Genomic DNA, 21159 nt, shown 5'->3' with positions numbered 1-21159 from the left:
ATTATATCTCCTGTAATTACTAAAATATCATATGTTATGTTATTACAAATATCTACTAAAGATTTTATAGTTTCAATTGAAGTTTTTTTATTAATATGTAAATCACTAAGATGAAGTATTTGCATATTATGCAAATCTTCATTTTTTATAGTTACATCTAAATTTGATATATTTGGAAGTTTCATTTGAAAACTTTTTCTAAATCATCTTTTGTAATAAATTTAATTTGTTTTATTACACCATTTTCTAATTTATATAAAGTTGATTTTCCTTCAACATTTTTAAATCTTGTATCACTGTCGTTATAAATTAGCAAAATTTTATGTTTATAATCTCTCATTTTAGGAAGAGCAAAAAGTTTTGTTATTATAGTTGGCATACCTGAGATATTTGCTATAAAAACTGCATTATGATCTTTTAAAAATGTTGGATCTTTTGAATTTAGAAATTCATTTACATCTTTACCTGTTTGTTTTTCAAATGAAACAATAATAGTTTTTATGTTTTTATCTATTGTATGCTTTACATCAAATTGATCAAGTAAAGAAAACATACCTATTTTATCTCCAACATGAAACTGTTTTGCATAAGCAAAAAAGACTAAGCTTATTAATAAAATTATCTTTTTCAACTTTTACTCTTTTGTATAATCTAAATGATAAGTTATATCTATTTGATCTCTAACTGTTAAAAAGAACATTGTTGGTGGTTCTATATTAAATGAAGTTAGTTTAATATTAAAGTTACCATCTAAAATTATATGATTGTTTTTTTGTACTATTTGTGCTTTTGATGAAACAATTCTTTTTTGTTTATTTAATATTAATATTCCACTAATTTCATATGCATCATCTACTTTTCTTATTTCTGATATTTTGTAAGTTATTGTTGCAAAATCATTTACGTGTAAAACTTTATACATATGTTCATCTCTATCTTTATTAGAACTATGTAATGATAAAGTTTTTAATGAAATTTCCCCTTTTATTGTATCAATCTTATCTTTTATTGTAAGGGTTGAATTGATATTTTCAGAAAATGGATCTATATGGCTATCTCCAAAAACTTCAGTATGTGCTGAGATTTTTCCATTGGAAAAATCTAAATTTTGTGCATTTAATGCAATTGCAAAAAATGCTAATATAATTAATTTATACATATGCTATCTCCTTGTTTTGAATTTGTGTAATTAAAATTTTTATTAATGAAATGAAAAACAGTAATGGTACATATAAAATTAAGTTTTCTAAAGCTACAAATAATCCAGCACCAGATGCAACCCAACCTATAAATACCATATAAATACCTAATGTTTTTAAATCTTTTTTTACAATAGTTTGAAGTATCACTACATTGTAAAATGAGATTACAAATGGATATATAATTGATAAAATCAATGGTTCTTGTAAAAAATAGAAAAGATAAGAAAGAGCAAATAGTGTAATAATTAGAAGCTCTTTTTGAACTTTTTCCATCTTAAAATAGAATGCACATACAACACCTATGATATGAAATGTCGCTATTTCTAAACTAAATCCATCTCTCCATATAGATATATCTATATCTCTTGATAATGTTTCAAATAAAGAAGAATCTAAAAATATCCATAAAACCATTATAAAAAGTGAGTAATTAGAACTATTTTTAGTTAAATCTTTATGTTTTTTCATATCAAGAAAAAATGATGATATTAAAGTAAGTATAGTAAATAAAATTGCAATACCAGTTCTTTTACTTGCATCATAAGTAAATAAAAAAGTACCAAGTGCATAAGAGATTGCTAAAGCAAAACCTAATTGGATATTTGATGCTTTTTTTAACTCATTTATTAATAGTGGAGCTAATGCTCCTACACTAATACCTAAAATTAAAAGTAAGAATGCATTTAAGTTTGGATAAAACATGCTAACTATTAATTGAACAGTTAAAAATATAAAAATTTTATTTTTTTGAGAAATTTTTATAGCAAAACTTAAAATTGAGCCAATAACTCCACCAATAGGTAAAGGAGCCATTGCAAATATGTTTGATGAAAAGTGCTCAACAATTCCTGTTTGTGCTATTAATAAATAATAACATAGTTCAAAGGCTATGAAAAAAACCAATGCTAATTTTTGCATAATTGCTCCTTTTTATAAATATAAACTAAATAAAATACCACCATAGAAATATCAAATAAAGATATTAATAGTGCAACTATATGAAGAGATTTTGCTAAATATAAAGAGAAAAATATTGAACTTATAAATACTCTAATAAAAACAGTAAGTTTTGTAAGAATATTTTCATGCTGTTTATATTTAAAAGCAAGAAAATGAATTACTCCTGTCATACTTACAAAAGCAAAAACCACATACTCATATTTACCTTGAAAACTAAAACCAAAAAGTGCATATAAATAACTAGATAGTAAAATTAGAAAGATTCCACCTAACCCATCACTTAGAAGACCAAAAATATTATATTTTTCCAATAGTGTGAAATTAGTTTTGAATTTTATAAAAGCAATAATTGATAAAAATGTAATAATCCCAAAAAATGTTCTAAATTCCCAAAATGTATAAGTTGAAGCTTTAATCATAGAAGCTTGTGAAAACCCACTTAAAGTTAAAACTATAAAAATACCTATTAATCCTGTTAAATATAAAATGTAAAAGTGTATTTTTTGAAGCTGTTTTATATAAGAAACAAACATTGAAATTACCATAAAAAATACGCCAATACCCATTGCTACATGAGCATGTGCTATAACTAAATCATTTCTATGAAAAACCCATCTAAGTTCTGGTATAAATAGTATATTTCCTTCTACATCTACAAATAAAAATGCACCAATAGATATCAATAGTGCAAGTTTTGAATATTTTTCAATATTTGCATCTTTATACCATCTATAAAGTAGGGGAATATAAAATAGAGTAAGGTATTGAAAGAACCACTCTTGATTATAAGTTAAATGCCCAATAAATGTTCTATGTAATACAGATAAGATATAAAATACAAGTGGTATTATCCAAAAGATATTCCATCTTGATTTGAAATCATTTTTACTTAAAAATTTGATTATTAAATAATAAATTGGAATTAAAGCAAAACTCATTCCTAAAGTGTTGTCGCCATGTGGTCCACTAATAGTACTTTCAACTTGTCCTATTGTTGGATTCATTAAAATTAGTAGTGCAAAGGGTGCAGCAATAACAATATATAAAGATACTTTTACCCAAGTTGGTTTTACTTTATAAAGTTTAATAAATTTATATAAAGCAATAATATAAAATACGCCTGCAAATGCCAAAATAAAATTTAACTCATAAGCAAAATCGTAAAATGCTAAGCCTCTTGTATTTCCAAATAATAAAGTATTAATCATAAAAATCAAAAAAATATACCAAAATATAGTGTATAAATTTAGATAAAATAGACCTTCTTTAGTACTGCCTACTTCTTTGTTTATAAGTAAAAAAGGTAAATACGAAAGCATTAATGGAACAAATCCATATAGCATAAGTGAAATATGTATTGCTCTAATATTTACAGGATTTAATGTAGTTGAATCAATAAAAAATCCAAGTAAATTAATAGAGTATAAAATACCAAAAAAAAGTCCCAAAAACAGAAATACAGCTGAAATTTTAAACTGTTTTTCTATAAATAAATTAAAGTTGTCCATCTTTTACCTCAATGTTTATATCTGCCAAACTTGCTAAATTTTTATCATGTGTTGCAACAATAAGTGTTACACCTTGTTTTATTAACTCTTTAAATAAATTAAAAACATTTAATGAATTCTTTGAATCTAAGTTTCCCGTTGGTTCATCTGCAAAAATTACTTTTGGATTATTTATTAAAGCTCTTGCAATTGCAACTCTTTGTCTTTGTCCACCTGATATCTCATTTGCATAAGAATTAATAAGAGATTCAATTTTTAATTGTTTTAATATTTCTAAGATTTTTTCATCAGTTGCATTTTCATTTGCTAATTGAATATTTTCTTTAACAGTTAGATAATTTATTAAATAATGAAATTGAAATATAAAACCAATATTTTCTTGTCTAAATTTGTCAATATTTTTTATATTATTGTAGTTTATATTTTCAAATAAGACTTCACCACTTGTTGGTTTTAAAAGTGTTGAAATAATAGATAAAAGTGTAGTTTTACCACTTCCACTTTCACCAGTTATTGCTACAAATGAGCCCTTTTTTATGTTTAAATTTATATTTTTTAATACAAACTCTTTTTCATATTTATGTGAAATATTTTTTATACTAATCATATTTTATTTCCTTGTATTAAAATAATAGGATCTGTTTTTGATGCATTTAATGCAGGAATAATTGAACCAAGTACTGCTATTAAAATAGATGTAATGAATATAAATATAGATATATTAATAGATATTTCACCATTTACATACCCATGTAAATAAGATATATTTTTTATGAAAAATAGTGCTATATTTGCAAGACAAATAGATATAATAAAACTTGCAATTGCTAAAATAATACTTTCACTCATTATTTGAAGTAGTATTTTTTTCATTGAAATACCAATTGCTCTTTTTATACCAAATTCTGTTTTTCTTTGATTTATTGTAATACTTAAAATTGATGCAATTGTTAATAATCCCATACAAAATGAGATAAATGAAATTACATTTGATGAGGTTTTGATAATTTTGAATTGATTATAATTATCCACAAAATTGTTAGTAGATTTTGCTTGAATATTATTATCTATTTTGTTTATTTTATTTACTAAGGCATCTATATTTGTATCAATTTTACAATTTAACATTATCATTGATGCACTTTTATTAAATATATTACTTGCATCTTTTATATTTAAAACAACCCCTCCATTTTCAAAACCTATTTTACTTTTAAAAACACCAGAAATCTTAAATTTTTTATTTGAAATTACAACTTCTTTTTTGTTTTTTAATGTTTCAAATATTGATTTACCAACTAAAACTTCACCATTTTTTGGATAAATTCCTTTAGTTAATCTGTAGTTATTAAATCTATTTTTTGTCACACCATAAACTGCAACAATTGGTAAATCTTCTACTATTGATGCACCTACAATAAGAGCAGAGGCTTTTTTTACTTGTTGTAACTTTTTTAGTTTTTTTAGAAGTTTTATATCAACATTAGAAAAAAAAGTATCAGATATATTCTTTTGAGTAATAATAATATCTCCATCACTTTTTAGCATTGAAGAGTACATTGATATAACACCATTTGAAATAGAAGTTATTAAAAAGATTGATGTTATTGAAAAAACTAAACTTAAGATAATAAGAGAAGTTTTTAATCTATTTGCTTTTAAAGCTTTAAAAGATAAATTTAACATTGATAGCCTTTTTATTTTTTATAAATTTATCTATCTTTTATGAATTATGAGTGAATAAAATATGAAAAATAATTCATATAACTATTTAGGCTTTAAAATAATTAACTAACTCGATCTTAATTTTTATAGATATTTCTATTTTTTTTAAGCTTAATTTCAAGATTTACACTCACTTTAAGTTAGATTTTAGTATAATCGCGGAAATTTAACTTTAAAGAGAGTAAATGAGAGATATTAGAAATATTGCCGTTATCGCACACGTTGACCACGGTAAAACAACATTAGTAGATGAATTACTAAAACAATCAGGAACTTTTTCAGCACACCAAGCAGTAGATGAAAGAGTAATGGATAGTAATGATATTGAAAAAGAAAGAGGAATTACAATTCTTTCTAAAAATACTGCAATTGATTATGAAGGTGTAAGAATTAATATTATTGACACTCCAGGTCACGCCGATTTTGGTGGTGAAGTTGAGAGGGTTTTAAAAATGGTTGATTCTGTTTTACTTCTTGTTGATGCACAAGAAGGTGTTATGCCTCAAACAAAATTTGTTGTAAAAAAAGCACTATCTTTAGGTCATAGACCAATCGTAGTAGTAAATAAAATTGACAAGCCTGCTGGTGATCCAGATAGAGTTGTTGATGAAGTATTTGACCTTTTTGCACAAATGGATGCTACAGAAGAACAATTAGAATTCCCAGTAGTTTACGCAGCAGCAAAAGATGGTTATGCTATTTTAGACTTAGAAGATGAAAAGAAAGATGTAAAACCTTTATTTGAAACAATTTTAAAAGAAGTTCCAAAGCCAAAAGGAAATGATGAAACTGGTTTACAACTTCAAGTATTTACATTAGATTATGATAACTTTATTGGAAAAATTGGTATTGCAAGAATTTTTAATGGAACTATCTCTCAAGGTGAAACTGTAATGCTTTGTAAGGCCAACGGTGAAAAAATTAAAGGTAGAGTTTCTAAACTAATAGGATTTAAAGGTCTTGATAGAATTGAAGTTAAGAAAGTAGAATCTGGTGATATATGTGCAGTTGCCGGTTTTGAAGCAATTGATGTTGGAGATAGTTTATGTGATTTAAATGATCCAATGCCACTAGATCCTATGCATATTGAAGAACCAACACTTTCAGTTACATTTTCAGTTAATGATTCTCCATTAGCAGGAACTGAAGGTAAATTTGTAACTTCTAATAAAATCAATGAAAGATTAGAAGCTGAAATGAACACTAATATTGCTATGAATTATGAGCAAACAGGTGAAGGTAAGTTTAAAGTAAATGGAAGAGGTGAACTTCAAATTACTATTCTTGCAGAAAATATGAGAAGAGAAGGTTTTGAATTCTCAATTGGAAGACCAGAAGTAATTATTAAAGAAGAAAATGGTGTAAAATTAGAGCCATTTGAGCACCTAGTAATTGATACTCCAGATGAGTATTCAGGTGCAATTATTGAAAAGCTTGGAAAAAGAAAAGCAAATATGACAAATATGGTACCAATGGGTGAAGGTTCTACAAGATTAGAATTTGAAATTCCAGCAAGAGGATTAATTGGTATTAGAACAGAGTTTTTAACAGAAACAAAAGGTGAGGGTGTACTTAACCACTCATTCTTAGAGTTTAGACCACACTCTGGAGTAGTTGAAAGTAGAAAATATGGAGCTTTAGTTTCTATGGAAAATGGTGAAGCTTTAGGTTATTCTATTTTTAATTTACAAGATAGAGGAAGTATGTTTATCAAACCTCAAGATAAAGTTTATATCGGAATGGTAATTGGAGAGCATGCAAAATCTAATGATTTAGATGTAAACCCTATTAAAGGTAAACAACAATCAAACGTTAGATCTTCTGGTGCAGATGAAGCAATTAAACTTGTTCCACCAAGAAATATGTCTTTAGAAAATGCATTAGAATGGATTGAAGAGGATGAACTTGTTGAAGTTACTCCTATATCAATTAGAGTAAGAAAAAGAGAACTTGATCCAACAGCAAGAAAAAGAACAGCTAAAAAGACTAAATTCGCTTAAAAAATAGAAAAATCTATTTAAAAGGGAGGAGGGCTTTTAGCTCTTCTCCCTTTTTTTATATCTAAAAAATAGGAATTTATATAAATGACAGATTATCTTAGGATAAAAATAGAAAAAAATTAATATAGGAGATTTTTTCTCCTATAAAAAGGAGAAAAAATGCAAATTAATACAAATAAAAAAGATTATATAATTGTTTTAGCAATATATATTTTGACAATAAGTAGTACTTTTATATTTATAACTAGCGCAAATTAGCAATCTTTATATTTATTTGCTAAAAATTAGCACTTAGTATTGACAAGTGCTAAAATATTTGTTATAATTACATCAACTTGATAGGAAATCCATCAAGTATTTTTAAAAGAGGAGAAGATTATGTTACTTACAAGATTTGATCCATTTAAAGATATTGCTGAATTTGAAAAAAAATTCTACAAAGCAAATGAAGGTGTAAGTGGATTTGTTCCTATGGTAAATACAAGAGAAGGTGAGTTTGCATATCACATTGATGTTGATTTACCAGGTGTAAAAAAAGAAAATATAAAAGTTGATATTCATAAAGATGTTTTAACAATTTCAGGTGAAAGAAAAACAAAAGAAGAGATAAAAGAAGAAGATTATTATAAAGTTGAAACATCATTTGGTAAATTTAGTAGAGGATTTAATCTACCAGAAAATGCCGATATAGAAAATATTGATGCTAATTATGAAGATGGAGTTTTAGAAATTGTAGTTCCTAAATTAGCAGAAGAAAAGCATAAAAAGATTATTCAAATTAAATAATTTTTATAAATAGTTACTAGCACTTATTTTTTGAGTTATTCAAGTAAAGTTTTTTCTTTACTTGAATATATTTTTTATTTTTCTTTTAATTGATACTAGACCTAATTTTATTCCACTATATCTCATGATTTTTGCTGTATTTTTCCAATGACTCTTATCATAACAAGGATTAGGACATTTCCTACACCTAGGCTTTATTTCATGTTTACACTCTTGTACTTTTAAAAATGAATACTCAATATTTTTTTTACAATCTTCACATAAAGTAATATTTAATATGAACTTTGAATCTTTATATTCAAGAGTAATATTATTTGAAGTTAAATTTGTATGATTATCTTTACAATAATATTCATAAAATTTTTTAAGTGTAAATATTTCTGATTGGAATTTTTCTTTAGTCATTTTAAAATCTTTTTATTTTATTTTATAATACTAAAGTGAAAAAACAATGACTAAAATCAAGAAGGTATAAGATTTATATGAGTAATTTCAGAACTTGCTCCTAATCTCATAGGAGGTCCCCAAAATCCAGTTCCTTTGTTTACATAAATTTGTGTAGTTTTATTGTGTTGATGAAGGCCTTTAATATAGGGTTGTTGTAATTTTACTAATAAATTAAAAGGAACAATTTGACCACCATGAGTATGCCCACTTAATATCAAATCAATTTTAGATGTATCTTTTAAATCTTCTATATATTTTGGTTGATGTGCTAATAAAACAGTTGGTGAGTTTGAATTTATATGATTTAATGCTTTGTTTATATCAGGTTTATAAGAGCCGAATTTATCTCCGAATCTATCATAAACTCCTGCAAGATTAAACCCTTGATTTTCATCTCCAATATAAGTATTATTATTTTCTAATACTTTTATATCCAATGTTTTAATATAAGAAATAATTTTATCAACTCCATGAAAATATTCATGATTTCCAACTATAAAATATGTACCATATTTACTATTTAATTTTTTTAACTCTTCTAAAGCAGGTTTGGCAAATTTTAAATTCGTATCTACTAAATCCCCTGTAATTAAAATAGCATCAGGATTCAAAAGATTTATTTTTTTTACCATTGAAGATATAAATTCTTTATCAATTAATCCTCCAATATGAATATCACTAATTTGAACAACATTATATTTTTGTTTTAGTTTTTTAATTTTAATGGATACTTCTTCTAACATTGTATGTTTTGCATTATACATAGCTTTTGCATTAATTCCACCTGCAACTGCTAAAGCACTAAAATCAAGTGATTTTTTTAAAAAGTGACGTCTTGATAAATCTTTTACACCTTTATTAATAAAAATTAAAGAAATATCATAAATTATAGCTGTAGAAAATAATAAAAAAATGAGCCCTATGGGAATGCTAAGTAAAAAGTAAATATCATTAGGAATTAAAGGGTATCTCCTAAATAGTAAATATGCAAAAACTCCCAATAGGTTTAATATTAAGAAGTAGTTTATATATCTTTTATAAACCTCTTTAAAATGGAGCTTATTTACAAACCTCTTTGAAATATAAAGAGTAATTAGAGCAAAAACAGTAATAAAAATAATACTAAAAATTAAAAATCTCATTAACTATTATATAATAAAAATTTTAACAAAAAATGAATTTAGACTTAAATTAAAATAATAATAATTTTATGAATCTTAAAGTATAATAATTCAATTTAGCTAGGGAAGGCATATTATGAAAAATTTTACAATATCAAAGAAATTTACTTTAATTTCTTTATTTGTTGCGGTCGTTACCATGTTTATTGGCTACTTTGTTCTTCAACATTATAAGAATAATCTAACTAAAGATGTTTATATTAATGTCGAGCAGGATTTACAAACACTTGCAAAAAATGGTATTAATGATAAGTTAAATATAGGTATATCAAATGCAGTTTCAATTGCAAATGATAGATCAATAAAAGAAGCACTTAAGACGAATAATAGAGAGCTTGCTATTGAAGAGTTAGACAAGTTATCTTTAAATATGAAAGAGAATACTCCTTTTAAAAATATAAAAGTACATATTCACACAAAAGATAATCATTCGTTTTTAAGAAGTTGGAAACCAAATAAATTTGGTGATGATTTAAGTTCTTTTAGAAAAAGTGTAGTTACTGTAAACCAAACTCAAAAAAGTGTAAATACACTTGAAGTTGGTAAAGCAGGTTTAAGTATAAGATCAGTTGTTCCTATCATTGATGAGACAGAACATTTAGGATCGTTAGAGTTTATGCAAGGAATTAATTCAGTTGCAAAGGAATTTGATAAAAATAAAGATGAATTTTTATTTTTAATGGATAAATCACATCTTGTTGCAAAAGTTGATGATAGTAAAATATATTTAAATAAATATGTAATCTCTCAAAAATTTATAAATAAAAAATTTTTATCAGATGCAAAAACTATTGATATAAATAAACTATTAAAAAATAAAATTTATTCAACTTCAAAATATGTTTATACATATATAAAATTAAAAGATTTTCAAGGTAATGACTTAGGTATTGCTTTAGTTGCAAGACCGTCAAATATAGTATATTTAGCCATTAATCAAGTTACTGATATTATATTTATTTCATTGGTTATTCTATTTTTATCTTTAATAATAAGTGTTATAATATCTTTAATAAGTATGAAAAGTACTATTATCTCTCCAATAAAAAATCTAAAAAAAGCAATTGATGATATAAAAAGTAATAGTTCAGGTGCTAATCATATTGATGTTAAAAATAATGATGAAATAGGAGATGTTGTAAAGAGTTTCAACTCATACTTAGATAGTATAGAAGCAGGAATATCTAAAGATAGAGAAGTTATAGATGAAGCAAGAGTTGTTATAGAAAAAGTTAATGCAGGATTATTTAATGATAATATTAAAAAAGAAGCAAACTCTCAACAAGTTACTTTATTAATTCATGTAATAAATGAGATGATAGAAAAAACTGGTAAAAATCTAAATATATTGTCAGACACATTTATTGAGTTATCTCATGCAAGATATGATATAGATGTACCAACTATTGATGGTGTTACAGGACTTATTGCATCACTACTTGATGGAGTTAAAGTAACTCAATCAACAATATCAGAAGTAATGGCTTTAATTGATGATGCAAATGAAAAGTTATCAACAAGTTCTAATGAATTAACAAATGCTTCAAAAAGATTGAGTGAATCTTCGAATATGCAAGCAGCACAATTAGAAGAGACTGCAGCAGCAATTGAAGAGATAACTTCTACAATTTTCCAAAGTAGTGAAAATGCTCAAAAAATGAGTACATATGCAAAAGATGTGATTAAATCAAATGAAGAGGGTAAAAAATTAGCTAATTTAACTGTTGATTCAATGGGTAAATTAAATGATGAAGTAATCTCTATAAATGAAGCAATTACTGTAATTGATCAAATTGCATTTCAAACAAATATTTTATCATTGAATGCAGCAGTTGAAGCAGCAACTGCAGGAGAAGCTGGCAAAGGATTTGCAGTTGTTGCACAAGAAGTAAGAAATCTAGCAAGTAGAAGTGCTGAAGCTGCAAAAGAGATTAAAGGTATTGTAGAAAGTGCAACTTTAAAAGCACAAGAAAGTAAAGAAGTTACTGATAAAATGTTAAATGGTTATAACCATTTAGATGAGACAATTAATACTACAATTAGACTAATTGATGAAGTTTCAAATGCTTCAAAAGAGCAACAAACAGCTATTACTCAAATAAATGATACTGTTAATAATTTAGATAAAGCAACACAAGAAAATGCATCATTGTCAACAACAATTAGTACAATGGCTCAAAATACACAGCAATTAGTGAGAAATTTAAGTAATGCAATAAGTCATACATCATATAATGAAAAATCGAAGAAAAGAATTTGTGATCCTTCTATGATTTTTACTTTAAATAAATTAAAATCAGATCATATTGTATTTAAAAATAACTCTTTTGCACAATGTGAAATTGGAAAAGAAGTAAAAGTGAAAAACCATCATCTTTGCGAACTTGGTAAATGGATGGATGAAAATGAAAATAAACCATTTGCAAATTCAAATGAGTGGAAAGAACTTAAAGAATTGCATAAACAAGTTCATGATAAAGTTCAAAATACTGTTAATTTATTCTCAGAAGGAAAAGAGAATAAAGAGATTTTAGATGAAGCACAAATAGTGGAAAAAGATATATTAAAAGTATTTGATATTTTAGATAGATTAAAAGAGTTAAATTGCGAGGAAAGATAGTATCATTTGATACTATCTTTGATAGCATGTAGAAGATTATCAATATCTTCTTTTTCCATTGTATAATGAACAGAAACTCTTACCCATCCAGGTTTATTTGCTAAGTCAACTTTCTGTATTCCTAATAAATCATGTCCATATGGGCCTGCACAAGAACAACCAGCTCTTGTTTGAACTCCAAAGATATTTGATAGTCTTGCACACAAATCATAAGGGCTTAAATCTTTTATGTTAAAAGATACAATACCAATATTTGAAGCTTCTAAATTTCCATAAACTATAATATTTGATATTTTTTGTAATTGTTCAATGAAATATTTTGTAAGTTTTTCTTTTTTTTCTTTTATATATTCAAAACCAATTTCATTTCGTAATTGATAAGCTAAAGATGCTCTTATAAATTGTAATATACCAGGTGTTCCAGCATTTTCTCTATTTTCTATTTTTTTATCATACTCTTGAATATCTTTATTAACATATAAAACAGTTCCTCCTCCAGCAAATGTTGGACTTATATTACTATCAACTAGGCTTTTTCTAATCAATAATAAACCACAACTTCCTGGTCCTCCTAATAGTTTATGAGGAGATACAAACATTGCATCATAATATTCACATGGAATATTCATATAAGGAGAACTTGCTGCTGCATCAAAACATACAATTGCATTATATTTTCTAAGTAATTTTGAAATACTTTTATAATCGCTAATTATTCCTGTTACATTTGAAGCAATACAAAAACTACCTATTATTTCTCTATTTTTATTTTGTTTAAGTATCTGTTCTAAATGGTTTAAATCTACAAGTCCTTTATCATCTAAATTAATTCTAATTGTTTGACATAATGCTTCTCTAAAACTTACATCATTTGAGTGATGCTCATATGGACCAATTAGTACTAATGGAAGCTTTGATTCATCAACTTGTATATTAAATCTTTCTTTTGTTGCAGGAGGAATATAAACTCCCATAATTTCTTGAAAATGTTTTATAGCTGCAGTTGCTCCACAGCCATTTGGTAAAATTGTGAACTCTTCATTAAGTTCAAACATTTTTTTTAGATTCTCTCTTGCTGCTTCGAAGTAGTTATTGGTTGTATTAGCCATTGAAGCTTCTTTAGAATGAGTATTTGCATATGTTTGAAGAACTTCATTTATACGAGTTTCGATTGGTTCAAATGCCAATCCTGAAGCTGTATAATCAAAATACAAATTTTTATGTTGGCCAATAATATTTTTTTTTATATCTTTAGAATCAATAATTTTTCTAAATAGGTTATTTTTCATTTAGCATCTTTTATTTTGATTTATTCTACAAGTTATAGAAACATCAACTTAAAAATTCTTTTTTAATTCCTTTTCAAGTGAAATCGCATTATTACTTGGAACATCTAAAATTATAATATTCTCTTTTGGAGTAATTTTAATTTCTGTTGCATTATATTTTTTTAAAAGTATATATAGATTTTCTAATCCGTTTGAATTTATATTTTTATCTTTTAATTCAAACCCTAAAAAACTAAAATCTTTCTTATTACTTTCAAAGATACCATTATAGTTTTCAAAATCTTTTTTTGTATCTATAAAGTCATAAGTATCTTTTATTCTAAATGCAAGTTCTGATTGTATAATATGGATGAATTCATCTATACCCCAATCGTCAACTAAATAAGCAAGTTTAGATTGCTTCTTCTTACCTCTATATCCAAAATCTCTATATATTTTGGCAACTGCTTTTGCAAGAGGAATAACTTGTGATGGTGCAATATAACCAATAGTTTCTAGCTGTTTAACACCACTAATATTAACTTTAAATTGAATTTTACCATTAGAACTCTTAATTGCTTTAAAAAATAGATCATTATCATCGCAATTTTGTCCTACACATCCACATCCATCAACCATAATTTTAAGTTCATTTGGTAAATTTGAAAAGTTTTTATTTCCTTCAAAATCATCATTTAGTTTTAAAACTATATCACTAACATCTACTACTTGATCTTTATTATATCCATTTATAGGGCAACACATAATATTTGTTGGAACGTGACCACTTGCAAAAATAGAGTGAAGATTTACTTTATTTAATAAATTAAATATTGCAGGAATATCATATATTTTTATATTATCAAATTCAATATTTTGTCTAGTAACAAATCTAAAACTATTATCTGCAAACTCTTTTGAAATTTTTAATAATATTTCAATTTGTTCAATTGTAAGTTTTGCATTTACAATTTTTATTTTTAATGTAAAAAGAAGATTTGAATTATCTTCTTTTTGTAGAGTTAGTCCATACCATTGAAATCTCAATAGATCATCATTGCTTATATTCTCACCTAAAACAGCATACATATAAATGTCTGCTAAGATATCTAATGAACTTTTTTCTTTTTTTATTCTCTCTATTTCTTGTAATTGTGTTTCTTTTATATTCATAAAAGCACCTATTTTATTACTTTTGCATCCCAATGAGGGAAATGTTTTCTAACTAGTGCATTTAGTTCAATCTCAAAATCAGAATAGTTAGAGTCAATTTTTGATTGCTCTTTTGATTTGTTTCTAATCATACCAGCACCAACAGTATTATTTGTGATTCTATCTACGATTATGAAACTTCCCATTGCTTTGTTTTTTTCATAAGAATCAAAAGCAATCTCTTGTTCTAAAGTTAGTTTTACACTTGCAATTTCATTTAGATTTAAAACATTTGCAGTTTCATCTTTTTGCAAAGTGTTAACATCAGTTTTATAATAAAACTGTTCAATATTTCCAGAAGTAAAAGTTGTTGCTCTTTTTATATAATATGATTTTCCTTTTGTTAAGGGCTCTTCGCTCATCCATACAATATCAACATCTAAACTACTAGCATGATTTGGTTGTTCATCACTTTTTACAATAATGTCACCTCTACTAATATCTATCTCATCTTCAAGTGTTAAAGTAATTGCTTGTTCAATATATGCATACTCTAAATTTCCTTCATAAGTAACAATCTCTTTTACTTTTGAAGTTTTTCCAGATGGTAGTACTGTGATTTCATCACCAACTTTTATAACTCCTGATGCAATAGTTCCACAAAAACCTCTAAAGTCTAAGTTTGGTCTATTTACATATTGAACTGGCATTCTAAAGTGAGATAAATCTCTATCTTTTGAAATTTCAATATTTTCTAATGTATTCATTAGTGTATCACCTTGATACCAAGGAGATAATTTACTTTTATTAACTACATTATCCCCATTTAGTGCAGAAATAGGAACTAAAATTATATTTTCAAGTCCTATTTCTTTTGCAAATTCAACATAATCTTTTTTAATTTCATTAAATCTATCTTCACTAAAATCAACTAAATCCATTTTATTTACTGCAACTACTATATGTTTTATTCCCAGTAGTTTAGTAATAAAAGAGTGTCTTCTTGTTTGTGTTTGCACTCCATATCTAGCATCAATTAGAATTATTGCTAAATCAGCAGTTGATGCACCTGTTGCCATATTTCTTGTATATTGTTCATGACCAGGAGTATCTGCAATGATAAATTTTCTTTTATCTGTACTAAAATATCTGTATGCAACATCAATTGTAATACCTTGTTCTCTCTCACTTTGAAGTCCATCAACTAAAAGTGCTAAATCAAACTCTTTATCTGTTGTATTTGTTTTTTTAGAGTCCTTTTTGATTGCAGCTAATTGATCTTCAAAAATCATTTTTGAATCATGTAAAAGTCTTCCAATAAGTGTAGATTTACCATCATCTACACTTCCACACGTAATAAATTTTAATAACTCTTTATTTTCATGTTCTTTCAAATATTGTTCAATATTTGATTCTATTAAATTTGATTGATGTGACATTTTAAAAATACCCCTCTATTTTTTTCTTTTCCATTGAACCTGCTTGGTCTTGGTCTATAACTCTTCCTTGTCTCTCACTTGTTTTTGTAAGTAACATCTCTTGAATAATTTCAGGTAAAGTAGTTGCAGAACTTTCAACTGCTCCTGTTAGAGGATAACAACCCAATGTTCTAAATCTTACAACTTCTTGTTTTACTTCTTCACCTTCTTCTATAGGCATTCTGTCATCATCAACCATAATTTTAATTCCATCTTTTTGAACAACTGGTCTTTTTTTAGCAAAATATAATGGAACAATTGGAATTTGTTCTAAATAAATATATTGCCATATATCAAGTTCTGTCCAATTTGAAAGAGGGAAAACTCTTATAGATTCACCTTTGTGAACTCTTCCATTATAGATATTCCAAAGTTCTGGTCTTTGATTTTTTGGATCCCATCTATGGTTTTTATCTCTAAATGAGTAAATTCTTTCTTTTGCACGACTTTTTTCTTCATCTCGTCTTGCCCCACCAAATACAGCATCAAATTTGTATTTATTTAAAGCTTGTTTTAACCCTTGTGTTTTCATAATATCTGTATGAACTGCACTTCCATGTGTAAATGGTCCAACACCTTGATCAACACCTTCTTGATTTACATGAACAAGTAACTCAACTCCCAACTCTTTAGCTCTTTTATCTCTAAATTCAATCATCTCTTTAAATTTCCATGTAGTATCCACATGAAGTAAAGGAAATGGTAACTTTGCAGGTGCAAAAGCTTTGATTGCTAAGTGAAGCATCACAGCAGAATCTTTACCAATTGAATAAAGCATTGCAGGGTTATTGAACTCCGCTACAACTTCTCTTATAATATGAATTGACTCAGCTTCTAGTTGTTTTAAGTGAGTTAATCTTTTCGTATCTAACATAATCTCTCCATTAATAAACTATTAAATATATTTCAAATTAAAGGTTTGAACATATCAACTTATTTTTTGTGTAAACCACACTCTTTGTGTTCAGGATTTTCCCACCACCATCTACCAGCTCTTATGTCTTCACCATCTTTTATGGCTCTAGTACATGGTGCACATCCAATACTTGGGTAACCATTATCATGAAGTTTATTGTATGGAACATTATTTGATTTAATATAATCCCAAACATCTTTTTCACTCCAATTAATTAAAGGATTTACTTTAATTAAACCAAAAGCCTCATCCCATTCAACAAGTTTCATCTCTTCTCTTGTAATACTTTGAGAACTTCTAAGTCCAGTAAACCAAACATCAAGTCCATTGAGTGCTCTTTTTAAAGGTTCTATTTTTCTAATTTTACAGCAGTTTTTTCTATTATCTATACTTTCAAAATGACCATTTACACCTTGAGTTTTATATAAATTTTCTACAGCATCTAGTTTTGGAAAATAAACATCAAGTTTTACTGAATATTTTAGATTTGTTGCATCCATAACATCATATGTTTCAGGATTTAATCTTCCTGTATCTAAAGTAAAAATTTTTGTACTTTTATCTGTTTTTAAAATCATATCCGTTAAAACTTGATCTTCAGCTCCTAAACTTGAAGCCAATGCAATCTTATTTTTGTATTCATTTAAAAAAAACTCAATTACTTCTAGTGTAGAAGCATCTTTTAATTTTTCATTTAATTCATTTATAATCTTCATAACTTGCCTAAATTTGATAATCATTTTGAGTTGGTTTTATTCTTCCAAGAGGAATTTTATTCCATGCTCTTTCATGAAAATAATATAAAACCATTTTTGTAAAAACTTCAATAGAACCAATTGATGCTGCCATAACAAAATTACCAGTAATAAAATAAGAGATAATCATGGTATCCATAGTACCAAGAGTTCTCCATGACAACGATTTTACTACTGAACGATAGGGTTTTTCGTGCATTTTATTTCCTCATATGTTTATAACTACTCATATGAGGATGAGTAGTTTACTCATCTTCATATTCATATAATCCAGAACTTAAGTATCTTTCTCCTGTATCACATAAAATAGTTACAATAGTTTTACCTTTATTTTCTGGTCTTGATGCTATTTCTTGTGCTACTTTTACATTTGCACCTGCTGAAACACCCACTAATAAACCTTCTTCTTTTGCAAGTTTTCTTGAAGCTTCAATTGCATCTTCATTTGATACTGTTATAATCTCATTAAAAAGTTTTGTATCTAATACATCAGGAACAAAACCAGCACCAATACCTTGAATTTTATGAGGACCTGGTTTTCCACCACTTAATACAGGTGATGCTTCAGGTTCAACTGCTATGATTTGAATATCAGGATTATGTTGTTTTAAAATCTCACCAGTTCCTGTTAATGTTCCACCTGTTCCAACTGCTGCAACAAAAATATCAACTTTTCCATCTGTATCTGCAATAATTTCTTTTGCTGTTGTTTTTCTATGAATATCTGGATTTGCTTGGTTTGCAAATTGTTGAGGAACAAATGAGTTATCAATCTCTTTACTTAATTCATCTGCTTTTTCAACTGCACCTTTCATACCTTTTTCTGGCTCAGTTAATACAAGCTGTGCACCTAAAGCTTTAAGAAGTTTTCTTCTTTCAATACTCATTGAACTAGGCATTGTAAGAATTAACTTAATTCCAAGTCCCGCACAAACAGAAGCAAGTGCAATACCTGTATTTCCACTTGTTGGTTCAATAACTGTTGTATTTTCATTGATTAATCCACCTTCAAGTGCAGTTTTAATCATATTTGTACCAATTCTATCTTTTACAGAGTGAGTAGGATTCATAAACTCACATTTTCCAAGAACTGTAGCTCCACTAACTTTTGATGCACCTTGTAATTCAACTAAAGGTGTATTCCCAACTAATTCTGTAACATTTTTTGCATACTTCATTGTTAACTCCTTGTATTTTATATGCTGTAGTGTAAAAATTCATTATACTTTTCTTGATATTCATCTAATTTTGATAGATTTACATTAAAAAAAGTTCTAATATTTAATTTTGCATCTTCAAAGAAAAGATTTAATATAGGATTTTGTGTTCTTTGGTCAATTATTTTTAAATCATCCTCTAAAACACTTAATATATCTCCAATACTTATCTCTTCTGCTTCTTGGGCTAATACATAGCCACCTTTTGCTCCTCTAATACTCTTTACCAAACCCGCTTTTCTCAACTTATTTAAAAGTTGTTCTAAGTAGTTTTGTGGAATATTTGCACTTTTTGAAATCTCTTTAATTTGCATGGGAGTATCCTTGTCATGTTTACTTAACTCATGCATGGCTGAAAGCCCATATACTCCCTTAGTTGAAATTAATGGCATTTCTAATTTCCTATTTATTTAAAGCTTGATTTAGGTCTTCTATTAAATCTTCAGGGTTTTCTAAACCAATGCTTAATCTGATTGTTGAAGGATTAATTCCTGCTGCAATTAATTCTTCTTCACTTAATTGTGAGTGTGTTGTACTTCCTGGATGAGTAATTAATGATTTACTATCTCCAATATTTACAACTACACTAAATAATTTTGTACTATCAATAATTTTTCTTGCTTCTTCAAAGCTTTCTGCTTCAAATGAGATAAGCCCAGATGCTTTACCATCTTTAAAATATTTTTGAGCTTTATCATAATATGGACTTTGCTTTAAACCTGGATAGTTAACAGATTTTACTTTTGGATGAGATTGTAAATATTTAGCAACCTCTAAAGCATTTTCTGAATGTTTTTCCATTCTTAAAGCTAAAGTTTCTAATGTTTGAATTAAAAGCCAAGAGTTATGAGGAGATTGTGTTGCTCCAACATCTCTTAATAATGCAAGTCTAATTCTAAGACAAAAGTTTGGTAAAGGAACTTCTGTATATACTAATCCATGATAACTCTCATCTGGCTCGTTAAAGTGGTAATATCTTTTGTTGTTTTGTTTAAAGAACTCTGCAAGTCCTTCTCTTTCAACAACAATCCCACCAATTGCAGTTCCTTGACCATTTGTATATTTTGAAGTAGAATGAACAACAACATCAACTCCCCATTTAATAGGATTAAATAGCGCTGCTGTTGCAACTGTATTATCACAAACAGTTAATACGCCATTTCTTTTTGCAATATCAACAATCTTTTCAATATCTCCAATAGCAATTTGTGGATTTGAAAGAGATTCAAAGAAAATAGCTTTTGTTTTATCATCAATTTGATTTTCTAAATTATCAACTGTTTCGCTATTAAATATTCTTGCTTCAATACCAAATCTTTTAATAGTATGAGTAAGTAATGTAACTGCTCCACCATATAATTTATCTGAAATAATAATATTATCTCCAGCCTCTGCAACATTTGCAATAGCAAAGAAAATAGCTGCTTGACCACTTGATGTACATATTGCTGCTGCTCCACCTTCTAATGCTGCAAATCTTTGCTCTAAAACATCAGTTGTTGGATTTGTCAATCTTCCATATATTTGACCTAACTCTTTTAGGGCAAATAAGTTTGCTGCATGTTCAGAATCTCTAAATGCATATGCAGTAGTTTGTGTTATTGGAACACTCATTGATCCATGTCCCTCTTTTTTGTTGTATCCTGCATGAATTGCAATAGTCTCTTTTTGCATTTTTTCCCTTTTGAATTTTTATGTCGAAATTTTATACTATTATAAATATATTGTCAAGTGATTTTATAAGGATTAGATGTAATAACTATAAAATCACTACTAATTTAAACCCTATTAAAATACTATAGTTTAAATTATTTGAATTAAATAAAATCTTATAAATCCCATAAAATAGTATAATGTACAAGAATATCAAAAGTTATATAAAGCTTTATATAAGTTTTAAAAGTAATTATTATAAATTTCAAAAAAAAGTCTAAAAAATAATGT

General features: G+C 26.7%; 20 protein-coding genes and 1 pseudogene. 3 read left to right on the top strand and 18 right to left on the bottom strand.

Features of this window, described 5'->3' with window-relative positions; genetic code table 11:
• From CRU93_RS12340 to CRU93_RS12310, 7 genes and pseudogenes are all read right to left on the bottom strand, one after another.
• Nucleotides 1-185, bottom strand: a pseudogene (locus tag CRU93_RS12340) (metallophosphoesterase); the annotation flags it as partial.
• Nucleotides 182-631: a hypothetical protein gene (locus CRU93_RS12335; RefSeq protein ID WP_129104504.1), complete on the bottom strand. Its 450-nt coding sequence runs from the start codon at nucleotides 629-631 to the stop codon at nucleotides 182-184. The gene CRU93_RS12335 and the pseudogene CRU93_RS12340, both read right to left, overlap by 4 nt.
• A 3-nt stretch (nucleotides 632-634) precedes the next feature.
• A complete protein-coding gene (locus tag CRU93_RS12330) occupies nucleotides 635-1159 on the bottom strand; it encodes a YceI family protein (RefSeq protein ID WP_129104503.1) in 525 nt (174 codons plus the stop codon).
• Nucleotides 1152-2120, bottom strand: coding sequence for a hypothetical protein (locus CRU93_RS12325; protein WP_129104502.1), 969 nt, complete (start codon nucleotides 2118-2120; stop codon nucleotides 1152-1154). Before CRU93_RS12325 ends, CRU93_RS12330 begins: the two co-directional genes overlap by 8 nt.
• Nucleotides 2108-3670, bottom strand: a complete 1563-nt coding sequence (locus CRU93_RS12320) for a cbb3-type cytochrome c oxidase subunit I (protein WP_129104501.1) — start codon at nucleotides 3668-3670, stop codon at nucleotides 2108-2110. Before CRU93_RS12320 ends, CRU93_RS12325 begins: the two co-directional genes overlap by 13 nt.
• Nucleotides 3657-4277 carry an ABC transporter ATP-binding protein gene (locus CRU93_RS12315; RefSeq protein ID WP_129104500.1) on the bottom strand — a complete coding sequence of 207 codons (621 nt, stop codon included), beginning with the start codon at nucleotides 4275-4277 and terminating at the stop codon, nucleotides 3657-3659. The genes CRU93_RS12320 and CRU93_RS12315 overlap by 14 nt, the downstream gene beginning before the upstream one ends.
• Complete coding sequence (locus CRU93_RS12310) at nucleotides 4274-5356, bottom strand: ABC transporter permease (protein ID WP_129104499.1); 1083 nt, start codon at nucleotides 5354-5356, stop codon at nucleotides 4274-4276. Before CRU93_RS12310 ends, CRU93_RS12315 begins: the two co-directional genes overlap by 4 nt.
• A gap of 224 nt (nucleotides 5357-5580) precedes the next feature.
• On the opposite strand from CRU93_RS12310, the gene typA reads away from it, so the two are divergent.
• Complete coding sequence (typA, locus tag CRU93_RS12305) at nucleotides 5581-7395, top strand: translational GTPase TypA (protein ID WP_129104498.1); 1815 nt, start codon at nucleotides 5581-5583, stop codon at nucleotides 7393-7395.
• 378 nt (nucleotides 7396-7773) lie between these two features.
• Complete coding sequence (locus CRU93_RS12300; RefSeq protein WP_129104497.1) at nucleotides 7774-8181, top strand: Hsp20/alpha crystallin family protein; 408 nt, start codon at nucleotides 7774-7776, stop codon at nucleotides 8179-8181.
• A gap of 57 nt (nucleotides 8182-8238) precedes the next feature.
• On the opposite strand, the gene CRU93_RS12295 is transcribed toward CRU93_RS12300, so the two are convergent.
• Both CRU93_RS12295 and CRU93_RS12290 read right to left on the bottom strand, forming a co-directional pair.
• The gene (locus CRU93_RS12295) at nucleotides 8239-8586 is read right to left on the bottom strand and encodes a nitrous oxide-stimulated promoter family protein (protein WP_129104496.1); all 348 of its coding nucleotides are present in this window, start codon (nucleotides 8584-8586) and stop codon (nucleotides 8239-8241) included.
• Between the two features lie 56 nt (nucleotides 8587-8642).
• The gene (locus tag CRU93_RS12290; RefSeq protein ID WP_309109281.1) at nucleotides 8643-9629 is read right to left on the bottom strand and encodes a metallophosphoesterase; all 987 of its coding nucleotides are present in this window, start codon (nucleotides 9627-9629) and stop codon (nucleotides 8643-8645) included.
• Between the two features lie 256 nt (nucleotides 9630-9885).
• On the opposite strand from CRU93_RS12290, the gene CRU93_RS12285 reads away from it, so the two are divergent.
• Nucleotides 9886-12429 (top strand): methyl-accepting chemotaxis protein, encoded by a 2544-nt coding sequence (locus CRU93_RS12285; RefSeq protein ID WP_129104494.1) that lies wholly within the window; start codon nucleotides 9886-9888, stop codon nucleotides 12427-12429.
• Nucleotides 12430-12431: 2 nt separating this feature from the next.
• Here the strand turns inward: CRU93_RS12285 and CRU93_RS12280 are convergent, their stop codons facing one another.
• From CRU93_RS12280 to CRU93_RS12240, 9 genes are read right to left on the bottom strand one after another with little or no spacing between them, the layout of a single operon-like run.
• Entirely contained in the window at nucleotides 12432-13718 is a 1287-nt protein-coding gene (locus CRU93_RS12280) for an aminotransferase class V-fold PLP-dependent enzyme (RefSeq protein ID WP_129104493.1), read from the bottom strand.
• A gap of 48 nt (nucleotides 13719-13766) precedes the next feature.
• Nucleotides 13767-14870, bottom strand: a complete 1104-nt coding sequence (locus CRU93_RS12275) for a sulfite reductase (protein WP_129104492.1) — start codon at nucleotides 14868-14870, stop codon at nucleotides 13767-13769.
• Between the two features lie 8 nt (nucleotides 14871-14878).
• A complete protein-coding gene (gene cysN, locus CRU93_RS12270; RefSeq protein ID WP_129104491.1) occupies nucleotides 14879-16288 on the bottom strand; it encodes a sulfate adenylyltransferase subunit CysN in 1410 nt (469 codons plus the stop codon).
• A gap of 1 nt (nucleotide 16289) precedes the next feature.
• A complete protein-coding gene (cysD, locus tag CRU93_RS12265; protein ID WP_129104490.1) occupies nucleotides 16290-17201 on the bottom strand; it encodes a sulfate adenylyltransferase subunit CysD in 912 nt (303 codons plus the stop codon).
• Between the two features lie 59 nt (nucleotides 17202-17260).
• The gene (locus tag CRU93_RS12260; protein ID WP_129104489.1) at nucleotides 17261-17959 is read right to left on the bottom strand and encodes a phosphoadenylyl-sulfate reductase; all 699 of its coding nucleotides are present in this window, start codon (nucleotides 17957-17959) and stop codon (nucleotides 17261-17263) included.
• Between the two features lie 7 nt (nucleotides 17960-17966).
• Nucleotides 17967-18197: a DUF2061 domain-containing protein gene (locus tag CRU93_RS12255; protein ID WP_129104488.1), complete on the bottom strand. Its 231-nt coding sequence runs from the start codon at nucleotides 18195-18197 to the stop codon at nucleotides 17967-17969.
• Between the two features lie 46 nt (nucleotides 18198-18243).
• Nucleotides 18244-19176: a cysteine synthase A gene (cysK, locus tag CRU93_RS12250; RefSeq protein WP_129104487.1), complete on the bottom strand. Its 933-nt coding sequence runs from the start codon at nucleotides 19174-19176 to the stop codon at nucleotides 18244-18246.
• Between the two features lie 17 nt (nucleotides 19177-19193).
• Nucleotides 19194-19607, bottom strand: a complete 414-nt coding sequence (locus tag CRU93_RS12245) for an Rrf2 family transcriptional regulator (protein WP_129104486.1) — start codon at nucleotides 19605-19607, stop codon at nucleotides 19194-19196.
• Between the two features lie 10 nt (nucleotides 19608-19617).
• The gene (locus CRU93_RS12240) at nucleotides 19618-20889 is read right to left on the bottom strand and encodes an O-acetylhomoserine aminocarboxypropyltransferase/cysteine synthase family protein (RefSeq protein WP_129104485.1); all 1272 of its coding nucleotides are present in this window, start codon (nucleotides 20887-20889) and stop codon (nucleotides 19618-19620) included.
• Nucleotides 20890-21159: the final 270 nt, after the last annotated feature.

The sequence above is a fragment of the Arcobacter sp. CECT 8985 genome, assembly GCF_004116495.1.
Lineage (GTDB): Bacteria > Campylobacterota > Campylobacteria > Campylobacterales > Arcobacteraceae > Malaciobacter.
This window is presented reverse-complemented; position numbering and strand designations above follow the sequence as displayed.